The following is a 12637-nucleotide window of genomic DNA, read 5'->3' on the forward strand; positions in this document are numbered from 1 at the left end:
ATGTCCGTACGAACAAAAGCGTACGAAATTACTGCGGGATCACTTCAGGCCGGGGTACAGCGGGTGCTTGTCCGCGAGGGCGGTCACCCGGGCCTTGAGGGCCTCGGCCTTCCCGGCGTCGAAGCCGGGCTTCAGGGTCTCGGCGATGACGTCCGCCACCTCGCGGAAGTCCTCGGCCCCGAAACCGCGGGTCGCGAGTGCCGGCGTGCCGATGCGCAGGCCCGAGGTGACCATCGGGGGACGCGGGTCGTTGGGGACCGCGTTCCGGTTGACCGTGATGCCGACCTCGTGGAGCCGGTCCTCGGCCTGCTGGCCGTCCAGCTCCGAGTCGCGCAGGTCGACCAGGAGCAGGTGCACGTCCGTGCCGCCGGACAGGACCGAGACGCCGTGGGCGGTCACGTCGTCCTGGACCAGGCGCTCGGCGATGATCCGGGCGCCCTCCAGGGTGCGTTCCTGGCGCTCCTTGAACTCCTCCGAGGCCGCGACCTTGAAGGAGACGGCCTTGGCCGCGATCACGTGCTCCAGCGGGCCGCCCTGGAAACCGGGGAAGACCGAGGAGTTCAGCTTCTTCGCGAACTCCTTCTTCGCCAGGATGACGCCGCCGCGGGGGCCGCCGAGCGTCTTGTGCGTGGTGGAGGTCACCACGTCCGCGTGCTCGACCGGGTTCGGGTGCAGACCGGCGGCGACCAGGCCCGCGAAGTGGGCCATGTCGACCCACAGGTAGGCGCCGACCTCGTCCGCGATCCGGCGGAACTCCGCGAAGTCCAGCTGACGCGGGTACGCCGACCAGCCGGCGATGATCACCTTCGGGCGGTGCTCCTTGGCGAGGCGCTCGACCTCGGCCATGTCGACCAGACCGGCCCCGTCCACGTGGTACGCGACCACGTCGAACTGCTTGCCGGAGAAGTTCAGGCGCATGCCGTGGGTGAGGTGGCCGCCGTGCGCCAGGTCCAGACCCAGGATCGTGTCGCCCGGCTGGGCGAGCGCGAAGAGGGCGGCCTGGTTCGCGGAGGCGCCGGAGTGCGGCTGGACGTTGGCGTACTCGGCGCCGAACAGGTCCTTGATCCGGTCGATCGCGATCTGCTCGGCCACGTCGACGTGCTCGCAGCCGCCGTAGTAACGGCGGCCCGGGTAGCCCTCGGCGTACTTGTTGGTGAGGACGGAGCCCTGCGCCTCCATGACCGCGACCGGAGCGAAGTTCTCCGAGGCGATCATCTCGAGGGTGGACTGCTGACGGCGGAGCTCGGCGTCGACGGCGGCGGCGACGTCGGGGTCCAGCTCGTGGAGGGGGGTGTTCAGAAGCGACATGAATCGATCCCTAGGGGGTCTCGGGCCCGGTCTCAGTTCCCGGCGGAGAACGCGGCGTACTCGTCGGCGGTGAGCAGGTCGTCCGGCTCACCCGCGACGCGCACCTTGAACAGCCAGCCACCCTCGAACGGAGCCGTGTTCACCAGGGACGGGTCGTCCACCACGTCCTGGTTGGCGGCGACGACCTCACCCGAGACGGGGGAGTACAGGTCGCTCACGGACTTCGTCGACTCCAGCTCGCCGCAGGTCTCGCCCGCGGTGACGGTGGAGCCGACCTCGGGGAGCTGGGCGTAGACGACATCACCGAGCGCGTTGGCCGCGAACTCCGTGATGCCGACCGTCGCGACGCCGTCCTCGGCGTCCGAGAGCCACTCGTGCTCCTTGGTGTAGCGCAGCTGCTGGGGGTTGCTCATGACCTGATTCTCCTGGATCGGGGGAGTGCTGAGGAACGTCGGTCTTGCGGGGTGAGACGCCGGGTGGGACGGACGCGTCACTTCCGGCGCTTGTAGAAGGGCAGCGCCACGACCTCGTACGGCTCGTGGGTGCCCCGGATGTCCACGCCCACGCCCGGCGTGCCGGGCTCCGCGTGCGCCGCGTCCACGTACGCCATCGCGATCGGCTTCCCGAGGGTCGGGGACGGGGCGCCGGAGGTGACCTCGCCGACGACCTCGCCGTCCTTGACGACGGAGAAGCCGGCGCGGGGGACCCGGCGGCCCTCGGCGACCAGGCCGACCAGCCTGCGCGGCGGGGCGGTCTCGGCGCGCTCGGCGGCGGCCTCCAGCGCCTTGCGGCCCACGAAGTCGCCCGGCTTCTCGAACTTCACGACCCGGCCGAGGCCCGCGTCGAAGGGGGTGAGACCGGTGGTCAGCTCGTGGCCGTAGAGCGGCATGCCCGCCTCCAGGCGGAGCGTGTCGCGGCAGGACAGGCCGCAGGGGATCAGGCCGGCGCCCTCGCCCGCCACGGTCAGGGCCTTCCAGACGCCCTCGGCGTGCTCGGGCTTCAGGAAGAGCTCGAAGCCGTCCTCGCCGGTGTAGCCGGTGCGGGCGATCAGCGCGGGCACGCCCGCGACCGTGCCCGGCAGGCCGGCGTAGTACTTCAGGCCGTCCAGGTCGGCGTCGGTCACCGACTTCAGGATGCCGGCGGACTCCGGGCCCTGGATCGCGATCAGGGCGTACGCGTCGCGGTCGTCGCGGACCTCGGCGTCGAAGCCGGCCGCGCGCTCGGTGAGGGCGTCCAGGACGGTCTGGGCGTTGGAGGCGTTGGCCACCACCATGTACTCGGGGGCCTCGGTCTCGCCGAGGCGGTAGACGATCAGGTCGTCCAGGATGCCGCCGTCCTCGCGGCAGATCATCGTGTACCGGGCGCGGCCGGCGCCCACCGTGGAGATGTTGCCGACCAGGGCGAAGTCGAGCAGTTCGACGGCCTGCGGCCCGGTGACGGTGATCTCGCCCATGTGGGAGAGGTCGAAGAGGCCGGCCCGGGTGCGCACGGCGTGGTGCTCGTCGCGCTCGCTGCCGTACCGCAGGGGCATGTCCCAGCCCGCGAAGTCGGTCATGGTCGCACCCAGCGAACGATGCAGCGCATCGAGGGCGGTCAGGCGGGGGGCAGAGGTCATGGGGTGGCTCCCGGGTCCCAAGGGCGTTCGGTGACGAAGACATGACGGGCGAGGACGTCCTCCCCATCTGTCATGGAACCTGAGAGGTTCACCGGGGGCATCCCCGGCTTGCACCTTGGGTGGGGACGCGACGGCGTCCCGCTTTTCAGATCTGCCTCATCCGCGCGGTACGGGGCCTGAGAGATTCAAGGGAGGGTCTTGCTCCTTCGGCGTCCGGGCGCAGACTGTGCCCCGGAACTCTCCCGCGCGGATTCGAGCGGCCGGTATGCGGTTGTAGGGCGATCGTGCCCGTGCAGGGCCTGTCCGGTCCTGGCGGGCACATCATTGCACGCGGTGTCGGCGCGGCAAATCGCTTGTGTCCCATTACCGTTTCTTTACACTTCTTGGGAAGGGCCTCCCGAGGCCCGGCAGGGGGAGACGCGATGACGATCCAGCACACCGGCGCCTGCGCGGCGGGTACCGGCATACCGTCCCGGCGAGCCCGTGCCCGGACCCGGGGGCGGGGCCGGATCCTGCGGGACCTGCGCGAGCGCGGCGGCCGGGGCCCCCGCACCCTCGCCTTCGCCCCGGGCGACCTCGTGGTCGTCTCCGGGCTCCCCGGCAGCGGCAAGTCCACCCTCATGCGGCGGGCCGCCGAAGGACGCGGCATCGACTCCCAGGACGCCCGCGAGCGGTGGGAGGCCCGGATGCCCCGGCTCCTGCCGTACGCCGTCTACCGCCCCCTGGTCCGGCTCGCGCACTACGCCGGGCTGCGCCGCGCCCTGCGCTCCGGCGCGAGCGTGATCGTGCACGACTGCGGCACCCAGTCCTGGGTGCGCGGCTGGCTCGCCCGCGAGGCCCGCCGCCGGGGCCGGGCCCTGCACCTGCTCCTCCTGGACGTCACCCCGGGCACCGCGAGGGCGGGCCAGGACGCCCGGGGCCGGGGCGTCTCCGGGTACGCCTTCGCCCGCCACCGCCGCGCGGTCGGCCGGCTGCTGAGGGCCGTCGAGTCGGGACGGCTGCCGCACGGCTGCGCCTCGGCGACCCTCCTCGACCGGGACGCCGCCGACACCCTGCGGACGATCACCTTCCGGGAGGCCGCCTGACGGGGGCGCCCGCCGGCCGTCGGGGCCGTCCGCCCGGACCGGCCGCCGGGGCCGTCCGCCCGGACCGGCCGTCGGGGCCGTCCGCCCGGACCGGCCGCCCGTCCGGACCGCCCGCCCGCCGGAAGGGGGCGGTCCCGGACGCCCGTACCCCTCCCTTCCGGCCACGGCGGTGCCGGGGCGGCGTTAGGGTGCTGCCGGGCGGCCGGAGCGGCAGGCCGGCGCGAGGAGGGGAACGGGACCGTGGACGTGACGTGGCCGGGCAACGAACTGGAAGAGGTGCTGGCCGCCTCGCTCGGCGACCCCGGAGCGGGCGGCCGCCTGATCGAGGTGCTCGGCCGCAGCCCGGTCTGGGTGCCCCTGCCCAACGGCCGCGCCCCCGACGGCACCGGCCCGGACCTCGCCACCCTGGAGCTCGACGGCGCGGCCTACACCCCCGTCTTCAGCTCCGAGCAGCAGTTCCGCGCCTGCGTCGGCGACCACATGTCCTTCGCCGTCGCCCCCGCCCGCGACTTCGCCCGCGGCCTGCCCCCGCAGCTCGGCATCGCCGTGAACCCCGGCGGCGTCGTCGGCGTCCCGCTGCTCCCGCCCGCCGTGGCCGAACTCTGCCGCGCCGGCCGGACCCCGCTCGACGGGCCCGCCTCCGGCGGCCGAGTCCGGCTCTTCGAGCCCGACTGGCAGGACGACCCGGTCGACTTCCTCGCCGCGGCCTCCGCCGAGTTCGAGGCCATCGGCATCGTCACCACCGCCCGCCGCGCCCTCGCCAGCGTCGAGGGCGCCGAACCGGCCCTCTTCGTCGGCGTCCAGCTCTCCCGCTGGGAGGGCACCGACCGCACCGAGCCCCTGGACGCCCTCGGCCGCGCCCTCGGCCGGGTCGAGGTGGCCTGGCCGGTCAACCTCATCCTGCTCGACCTGGCGCAGGACCCGGTCGCGGACTGGATGGTGGAGCGGGTGCGGCCCTTCTACCAGCGCGCCGCCGTGTGAGCGGCCCCCTGTTTAAGCTGAACTGACTCGGCGGCCGCGCGGACCTCGCGGCCGCGCACACGTGGTGGACGGAAGAGGGGCGGAACCAGGGTGAGCGCGTCAGGCACGGCCGAGGACAACGGGGCCTCCTCCGCCCGAGCGGAGCCGGGAGCCCGGGGGAAGGTCGAGCACGCGCTGAGCCAGGTGGCACCCGGACGCTACGACGCGTACGAGGGGCTGCTGCACGCCCTCGCCGACGGCGAGCTCACGATGCTGCTCTGGCAGGGCTCGCCCGGCTCGCCCGACGCCCAGTACGGGAACATGGAGGTCGACGGCTTCGGCTACGCGCCGTGCGTCACCTCGTCCCGGGAGCTCGCCGCCTCCGGCTGGAACCGCGCCCACGAACTCGTCACCGGCCGGGAGATCGCCCGCGCCCTCTACCCCGACCGCTGGGGCGTCTGGCTCAACCCGCACGCCCCCGGTGGCGGGGTCGGCATCCCCTGGGCCGACCTGCGCCGGATCGCCACCGGCCTCGACCGGATGCCCGCCGGGCCGCTGCGCGTCACCGAGCCCGCCCTGGAGATCCCCCAGTTCTACGCCCTGCTGACCCAGAACGCGCACCGCACCCCGGCCGTCCGGGCGCTGCGCCGCGGCTGGGTGCAGCCCGCGCTCGGCTCCCCGTACCTCGTCATCGGGCTCGACCTGTACGACACCTCCCCGGCGGCCGTCGACACGGTCCGGACGATGATGCGCCAGTCCATCGGCGGCGTCCCCGACGGCCTGCCCGTCTCGACGGTCGCCCTCTCCGACGCCTACGACCCGGTGGCACTCTGGCTGCGGGCGAACGCGCGCCCCTTCTACGACCGGGAGGCGCACGCCGGCCGCGGCTCCGCCGCCCCGGGGTACGGATACCCGCCGGCGGCTCCGTCCGGATACTGAGACGCCCCTCCCGCCCCGTACGGCCCGGCGGAACCGCCCCGGCTCTTCGTTCGCCCCAATTCAAGAGGCCGAAGGCCGCGTTGGGCGACATGTCCGGTTGCGGGGAAGAGGACCCGAGTTGGTCCGCTCACGTCCGCGTGCCGTCCGCATAACGGAATTCACAGCACCGCATCACGTTTGGGCAACCATTCCCCGCCAGGTCTGGCGGGTGATCACAAACGCGTTGAAGACTCCCGGAACACCGGGTACCCGGCTCCTTTCGAGCAGGTGCCCCGCAGGTTGTTCCACCGAGCCGCCACCCGCGGCGGGCAAGGGCCGGCTACCGGCGGCCGAGAGGGGTCCTCACCACGATGACGGCACCACTGCACGAGACGAGTGCGGGTGCGTCGACCGCCACCGTCGACGGCGCGCCCGCCGCCCCCGGCGTCCCCGGCCTCCCCGACAAGGAGATCCAGGGCCGTTCGCCCTGGAAGATCGCCTGGACCCGCCTCAAGCGCGACAAGCTCGCCCTCGCCGGCGCCTTCGTCGTCCTCTTCCTCGTCGTGGTCGCGGTCTTCGCGCCGCTCATCGTCGGTCTCCTCGGCCATCCGCCGGACGAGTTCCACGAGGACCAGATCGACCCGCTGTTCGGCACCCCGATCGGCTCCTGGGGCGGCATCAGCTCCGACTTCCTCCTCGGGGTGGAGCCGGTCAACGGCCGCGACGTCTTCAGCCGCATCGTCTACGGCGCCCGGATCTCGCTGCTCGTCGCCTTCCTCGCGGCGGTCTTCGCGGTCGCCCTCGGCACCGTCCTCGGCATCGTCGCGGGCTACTTCGGCGGCTGGATCGACGCGGCCCTCAGCCGGGTCATGGACGTCATGCTCGCCTTCCCGCAGCTGCTCTTCACGATCGCGCTGGTCTCGGTGCTGCCCAACGAGCTCCTCGGGATCGAGGGCTCGGGCGTGCGCATCGGCGCCCTCGTCGTCGTGATCGGCTTCTTCGGCTGGCCGTACGTCGGCCGCATCGTCCGGGGCCAGACCCTCTCGCTGCGCAACCGGGAGTACGTGGAGGCCGCCCAGAGCCTGGGCGCGGGCCGCCTCTACATCCTGCGCAAGGAGCTGCTGCCCAACCTGGTGGCGCCGATCACGGTCTACGCGACCCTCATGATCCCCACCAACATCCTCACCGAGGCGGCCCTCAGCTTCCTCGGGGCCGGTGTGAAGCCCCCCACCGCCTCCTGGGGCCAGATGCTGTCCAAGGCCATCAACACCTACGAGTCGGACCCGCTGTTCATGGTGATCCCCGGCCTCGCGATCTTCATCACCGTCCTGGCGTTCAACCTCTTCGGCGACGGCGTGCGCGACGCGCTCGACCCGAAGGGCTCCCGCTGACCGTTCGCCGACGACCCGCACGAACCGCCCCTGCCGCTGGCGACAGGAGGCCCCACCCCCAACGGCGGACCGCCGCAACGGCCGCCACTATCCCGGAGGTTGCGAGACCCATGACCCTGATGAGCACTCAGAGGCGCAGGATCGCCGCGGGCGCGCTGCTCGCGGCGGCCACGATGGTCGTCACCACGGCCTGCGGCGGCGGCAACGGCGACGGCGGCGACAAGGGCAAGGGCGGCCTCGCCTTCAACGGTGGTGTCAACAAGGTCCTCAACGCCTCCGACAAGAAGGGCGGCGAGCTGAAGTTCATCGGCTCGCAGGAGGCCGACAGCTGGGACCCGCAGCGCGGCTACTACGGCTTCGTGTGGGACTTCGCCCGCTACTACACGCGCCAGCTGGTCACCTTCAAGGCGGAGCCCGGCGCGGCCTCCACCGAGCTGGTCTCCGACCTCGCCACCGACACCGGCAAGGTCTCGACCGACGGCCTCACCTACACCTTCACCCTGAAGGACGGGGTCACCTGGGAGGACGGCAAGCCGATCACCTCCAAGGACATCAAGTACGGCATCGAGCGCATCTGGGCGCAGGACGTCATCTCCGGCGGCCCGATCTACCTCCAGCAGGTCCTGGACCCCAAGAACGAGTACAAGGGTCCCTACAAGGACACCTCGCCCGACAAGCTCGGCCTGAAGGCGATCGAGACCCCGGACGACAAGACCATCGTCTTCAAGCTGCCGGTCGCCAACGGCGACTTCCTGCAGATGCTGGCGATGCCCGCCGCCTCCCCGGTCCGCCAGGACAAGGACACCAAGTCCAAGTACGGTCTGAAGCCGTTCTCCTCCGGCCCGTACAAGTGGGAGTCCTACACCCCCAACAAGTCCATCAAGCTCGTCCGCAACGACAAGTGGGACGCCAAGACGGACACCGTCCGCAAGGCCCTGCCGGACAAGATCAGCGTCACGTTCACCACGAACTCCGACGACATGGACAACCGCCTGATCGAGGGCGAGTACGACCTCGACATCAACGCGACCGGCGTCGGCGCCGCCGCCCGCCAGAAGGTGCTCCAGCAGCACAAGGGCAACATCGACAACCCGCAGACGGGCTTCATCCGCTACGCGGTCTTCCCGCAGACGGTCACGCCCCACATCGAGTGCCGCAAGGCCATGATCTACGCGGCGGACTCCAAGTCCCTGCAGACCGCCCGCGGCGGCCCGCAGGCCGGTGGCGACATCGCCACCAACATGCTGCCGCCGGCGATCAAGGGCGCCGACCCGAAGGCCGACCCGTACGGCAAGCTCGCGGGCAAGCCGGACCTGGCGAAGGCCAAGGAGGCCCTCGCCAAGTGCGGCAAGCCGAACGGCTTCAAGACCACCATCGCGGTCCGCAACAACAAGCCGATCGAGATCGCCACCGCCGAGTCCCTCCAGCAGGCGCTGAAGGCCGTCAACATCGACGCCCAGATCGACCAGTTCGACGGCGCCCAGACCTCCGGCATCATCGGTTCGCCGAAGGTGGTCAAGGAGAAGGGCTACGGCGTCATCATCATGGGCTGGGGCGCCGACTTCCCGACCGGACAGGGCTTCCTCCAGCCGCTGGTCGACGGCCGCTTCATCCTCCAGAGCGGCAACAACAACTTCTCCGAGCTGAACGACCCGGCCGTCAACGGCCTGTTCGACCAGGCGCTGAAGGAGACCGACCCGGCCAAGGCCGGCGAGCTCTACAAGCAGATCAACACGAAGGTGTCGGAGGCCGCGGTCTACCTGCCCTTCACCCACGAGAAGAACATCATCTGGCGCAGCTCCCGGCTGACCAACGTCTACACGGCGGACGCCTACAACGGCCGCTACGACTACGCGTCGCTCGGCGTCGTCAAGTAATCCGACCCGCTCCACCGGCGCACCACCCGCCGCCAGGTCCGAAGGGCAGGTGATGGCCGTGGGCGGCGGCCGGGGGACCCGACCGGGTCCCCCGGCCGCCGACCGGCCGACCGCATGCTTGCATACATAGTCCGGCGACTCCTCGCGGTCGTCGTGATGCTGCTCGTCGTCACGCTCGTGACGCTCAGCATCTTCTTCCTCATTCCCAAGCTGACCGGCAGCGACCCTGCCGCGATGTTCGTCGGCAAGCAGGCGGATCCGGCATCCATCGAGGGCATCCGGCAGAAGCTGGGCCTGGACGAGCCGATCCTGGTGCAGTTCTGGCACTTCGTCTCCGGCATCTTCGTCGGCCGGGACTACGTCGGCGGCGGCGACAGCATCCACTGCGCGGCCCCGTGCTTCGGCTACTCCTTCAAGACCGAGCAGGACGTCTGGACCATGCTGGTCGACCGCATCCCGGTCACCCTCTCCATGGTCCTCGGCGCGGCCGTGCTCTGGCTCGTGATGGGCGTCACCACCGGTGTCGTCTCCGCGCTCAAGCGGGGCACCGTGATCGACCGGGCGGCGATGGTCACCGCGCTCGCCGGCGTCTCGCTCCCCATCTACTTCACCGCCATGCTGGCGATGTTCCTCTTCCGCACCCAGCTCGGCTGGCTGGACGCCAAGTACGTGCCGATCTCCGAGTCCCCGGGCGCGTGGTTCGGCGGTCTGCTCCTGCCCTGGGTCACCCTCGCCTTCCTCTACGCGGCGATGTACGCGCGCCTCACCCGCGCCACCATGCTGGAGGTCCTCGGCGAGGACTACATCCGCACCGCCCGCGCCAAGGGCCTGCCGGAGCCGGTCGTGCTCGGCAAGCACGCGATGCGCTCCACCATGACCCCCATCCTGACCATCTTCGGCATGGACCTCGGCGCCCTCGTCGGCGGCGCGGTCCTGACCGAGACCGCGTTCAACCTGTCGGGCCTCGGCAACGCCGCCTTCAAGGCGGTCGGCGACCGCGACCTGCCGGTGATCCTCGCGGTCACCCTCATCACGGCCGCCTGCGTGGTCATCGCCAACCTCGTGGTGGACCTCCTGTACGCGGTGATCGACCCCCGAGTGAGGCTCGCATGACGGACAACCCGACGAAGACCGCGGCGGCGGTGGGAGAGCCCGTCGCCGCCGGGAAGTCCGCTCCCTCCGACGCCTTCCTCGACGTACGCGACCTGAGGATCCACTTCCCGACCGACGACGGCCTGGTCAAGTCGGTCGACGGCCTCTCCTTCCAGCTGGAGAAGGGCAGGACCCTCGGGATCGTGGGCGAGTCCGGCTCCGGAAAGTCGGTGACCTCGCTCGGCATCATGGGCCTGCACACGGTCGGGCAGTACGGCCGGCAGAAGGCCAGGATCTCCGGCGAGATCTGGCTCAAGGGGCGCGAGCTGCTCTCGGCCGACCCGGACGAGGTCCGCCGGATGCGCGGCCGCGAGATGGCCATGATCTTCCAGGACCCGCTGTCCGCGATGCACCCGTACTACACGGTCGGCGCCCAGATCGTGGAGGCGTACCGCGTCCACCACGACACCGACAAGAAGACGGCGCGCCGGCGGGCCGTCGAACTCCTGGACCGGGTCGGCATCCCCGAGCCCGCCAAGCGGTTCGACAACTACCCGCACGAGTTCTCCGGCGGCATGCGCCAGCGCGCCATGATCGCCATGGCGCTGGTCAACAACCCCGAGCTGCTCATCGCGGACGAGCCGACCACCGCGCTCGACGTGACCGTGCAGGCGCAGATCCTCGACCTGATGCGCGACCTGCAGAAGGAGTTCGGCTCCGCGGTCGTCATCATCACCCACGACCTCGGCGTCGTCGCGGAGCTGGCCGACGACATCCTCGTCATGTACGGCGGGCGCTGCGTCGAGCGCGGCCCGGCCGAGTCCGTCTTCTACGAGCCGCAGCACCCCTACACCTGGGGCCTGCTCGGCTCGATGCCCCGCATCGACCGCGAGCAGAGCGAACGGCTCATCCCGGTCAAGGGCAACCCGCCGAGCCTCATCGACGTCCCGAGCGGCTGCGCCTTCAACCCGCGCTGCCCCTACGCGGACGTCCCCAAGGGCGGCGTCACGCGCACCCAGCGGCCCGAGCTGGCTCTCGTCGGAGAGCGCCACCACTCCGCCTGCCACATGCCGCAGGAGGAGCGCACCCGCATCTGGACCGAAGAGATTGCGCCGAAGCTGTGAGCGAGACCATGGAACCCCTGCTCAAGGTCGCCGGCCTGCAGAAGCACTTCCCCATCCGGAAGGGCCTCCTCCAGCGCCGGACCGGTGCCGTCAAGGCGGTCGACGGCCTCGACTTCGAGGTCTACCCCGGCGAGACCCTGGGCATCGTCGGCGAGTCCGGCTGCGGCAAGTCGACGATGGGCCGGCTCATCACCCGCCTCCTCGAACCGACCGGCGGCACGGTCGAGTTCCAGGGCAAGGACATCTCCCACCTCGGGGTGGGCGCGATGCGTCCCTTCCGCCGGGACATCCAGATGATCTTCCAGGACCCGTACGGGTCGCTGAACCCGCGCCACACGGTCGGCACGATCGTCTCGGCCCCCTTCCGGCTCCAGGGCGTCGAGCCCGAGGGCGGCGTGAAGAAGGAGGTGCAGCGCCTCCTCGGCCTGGTGGGCCTGAACCCGGAGCACTACAACCGCTACCCGCACGAGTTCTCCGGCGGCCAGCGCCAGCGCATCGGCATCGCCCGCGCGCTCGCGCTCAAGCCGAAGCTGGTCGTGGCGGACGAGCCGGTCTCGGCCCTGGACGTCTCCATCCAGGCGCAGGTGGTCAACCTCCTGGACGACCTCCAGGACGAGCTGGGCCTCACCTACGTGTTCATCGCCCACGACCTGTCGGTCGTGCGGCACGTCTCGGACCGCATCGCCGTGATGTACCTCGGCAAGATCGTCGAGCTGGCGGACCGCAAGTCCCTGTACGAGAACCCGATGCACCCGTACAGCCGGGCCCTGCTGTCCGCCGTCCCGGTGCCGGACCCGCGCCGCCGGGGCGTCAAGAGCGACCGCATCCTCCTCACCGGGGACGTCCCCTCCCCGATCGCCCCGCCCCCCGGCTGCCGCTTCCACACCCGCTGCTGGAAGGCCACGGACCTCTGCAGGACCCAGGAGCCGCCGCTCCTGGAACTCCGTCCCGGGCAGCGCGTGGCCTGCCACCACCCGGAGAACGCCGAGGGCGTGACGGTGCCGGGGGCGAGGGAGTCGGTGGAGATCACGAAGAAGGAGCCCGGAACCGTGACCGGAGCGGAGCCCGCGACCGCGACCGGGACCGGGACGGAGCCCGGGGCGAAGGCGCCCGCCGGGGCGGACGCTCCGGCCGGGACCGACCCCGGGCCGTCGGAGCCGGCCGGGACCGCCGGGTCCCCCGCCGAGGGCGACGCGCCGGAGGCGTGAGCCCCGGGAGGCCCCGCCGCCGTACGGCGCCGGGGCCTCCCGCGTGCGGGGGCCCGGCG

At 71.5% G+C, this 12637-nt stretch carries 11 protein-coding genes and 1 riboswitch; of the genes, 8 read left to right on the plus strand and 3 right to left on the minus strand.

The features are described 5' to 3' along the window. Positions 1–39: 39 nt before the first annotated feature. The 3 genes from glyA to gcvT all read right to left on the minus strand — a co-directional run bounded on the left by glyA (position 40) and on the right by gcvT (position 2923). Positions 40–1308 (minus strand): serine hydroxymethyltransferase, encoded by a 1269-nt coding sequence (gene glyA / locus ACFYZY_RS03580; RefSeq protein ID WP_388689107.1) that lies wholly within the window; start codon positions 1306–1308, stop codon positions 40–42. Positions 1309–1340: 32 nt separating this feature from the next. Then, complete coding sequence (gene gcvH / locus ACFYZY_RS03585) at positions 1341–1721, minus strand: glycine cleavage system protein GcvH (protein WP_388689109.1); 381 nt, start codon at positions 1719–1721, stop codon at positions 1341–1343. A 77-nt stretch (positions 1722–1798) separates the two neighbouring features. Further along, complete coding sequence (gene gcvT, locus ACFYZY_RS03590) at positions 1799–2923, minus strand: glycine cleavage system aminomethyltransferase GcvT (RefSeq protein WP_388689111.1); 1125 nt, start codon at positions 2921–2923, stop codon at positions 1799–1801. A 155-nt stretch (positions 2924–3078) separates the two neighbouring features. After that, positions 3079–3178, minus strand: a riboswitch (glycine riboswitch). Positions 3179–3345: 167 nt separating this feature from the next. On the opposite strand from gcvT, the gene ACFYZY_RS03595 reads away from it, so the two are divergent. The 8 genes from ACFYZY_RS03595 to ACFYZY_RS03630 all read left to right on the plus strand — a co-directional run bounded on the left by ACFYZY_RS03595 (position 3346) and on the right by ACFYZY_RS03630 (position 12578). Next, positions 3346–4008, plus strand: coding sequence for an AAA family ATPase (locus tag ACFYZY_RS03595; protein ID WP_388689113.1), 663 nt, complete (start codon positions 3346–3348; stop codon positions 4006–4008). A 240-nt stretch (positions 4009–4248) separates the two neighbouring features. Then, the gene (locus tag ACFYZY_RS03600; RefSeq protein WP_388689114.1) at positions 4249–4989 is read left to right on the plus strand and encodes an enhanced serine sensitivity protein SseB; all 741 of its coding nucleotides are present in this window, start codon (positions 4249–4251) and stop codon (positions 4987–4989) included. Positions 4990–5079: 90 nt separating this feature from the next. Continuing rightward, entirely contained in the window at positions 5080–5907 is an 828-nt protein-coding gene (locus ACFYZY_RS03605) for an enhanced serine sensitivity protein SseB C-terminal domain-containing protein (RefSeq protein ID WP_388689115.1), read from the plus strand. A 350-nt stretch (positions 5908–6257) separates the two neighbouring features. Further along, complete coding sequence (locus ACFYZY_RS03610; RefSeq protein WP_388689116.1) at positions 6258–7277, plus strand: ABC transporter permease; 1020 nt, start codon at positions 6258–6260, stop codon at positions 7275–7277. A gap of 110 nt (positions 7278–7387) precedes the next feature. Then, complete coding sequence (locus tag ACFYZY_RS03615) at positions 7388–9154, plus strand: ABC transporter substrate-binding protein (RefSeq protein WP_388689118.1); 1767 nt, start codon at positions 7388–7390, stop codon at positions 9152–9154. Positions 9155–9268: 114 nt separating this feature from the next. Next, on the plus strand, positions 9269–10267 hold the full coding sequence (locus tag ACFYZY_RS03620; protein WP_388689119.1) for an ABC transporter permease: 999 nt from the start codon (positions 9269–9271) through the stop codon (positions 10265–10267). After that, positions 10264–11370 carry an ABC transporter ATP-binding protein gene (locus tag ACFYZY_RS03625; RefSeq protein ID WP_388689121.1) on the plus strand — a complete coding sequence of 369 codons (1107 nt, stop codon included), beginning with the start codon at positions 10264–10266 and terminating at the stop codon, positions 11368–11370. The genes ACFYZY_RS03620 and ACFYZY_RS03625 overlap by 4 nt, the downstream gene beginning before the upstream one ends. 8 nt (positions 11371–11378) lie before the next feature. Next, entirely contained in the window at positions 11379–12578 is a 1200-nt protein-coding gene (locus tag ACFYZY_RS03630; RefSeq protein WP_388689363.1) for an ABC transporter ATP-binding protein, read from the plus strand. The last annotated feature ends 59 nt before the right edge of the window (positions 12579–12637 follow it).

It is taken from the genome of Streptomyces sp. NPDC001744 (assembly GCF_042892575.1).
Lineage (GTDB): Bacteria > Actinomycetota > Actinomycetes > Streptomycetales > Streptomycetaceae > Streptomyces.

Bases quoted from the DNA above. Each gene is read 5' to 3' on its own strand.
- glyA (WP_388689107.1), bottom strand. From the start codon at position 1,308: ATGTCGCTTCTGAACACCCCCCTCCACGAGCTGGACCCCGACGTCGCC.
- gcvH (WP_388689109.1), bottom strand. From the start codon at position 1,721: ATGAGCAACCCCCAGCAGCTGCGCTACACCAAGGAGCACGAGTGGCTC.
- gcvT (WP_388689111.1), bottom strand. From the start codon at position 2,923: ATGACCTCTGCCCCCCGCCTGACCGCCCTCGATGCGCTGCATCGTTCG.
- ACFYZY_RS03595 (WP_388689113.1), top strand. From the start codon at position 3,346: ATGACGATCCAGCACACCGGCGCCTGCGCGGCGGGTACCGGCATACCG.
- ACFYZY_RS03610 (WP_388689116.1), top strand. From the start codon at position 6,258: ATGACGGCACCACTGCACGAGACGAGTGCGGGTGCGTCGACCGCCACC.
- ACFYZY_RS03615 (WP_388689118.1), top strand. From the start codon at position 7,388: ATGACCCTGATGAGCACTCAGAGGCGCAGGATCGCCGCGGGCGCGCTG.
- ACFYZY_RS03620 (WP_388689119.1), top strand. From the start codon at position 9,269: ATGCTTGCATACATAGTCCGGCGACTCCTCGCGGTCGTCGTGATGCTG.
- ACFYZY_RS03625 (WP_388689121.1), top strand. From the start codon at position 10,264: ATGACGGACAACCCGACGAAGACCGCGGCGGCGGTGGGAGAGCCCGTC.
- ACFYZY_RS03630 (WP_388689363.1), top strand. From the start codon at position 11,379: ATGGAACCCCTGCTCAAGGTCGCCGGCCTGCAGAAGCACTTCCCCATC.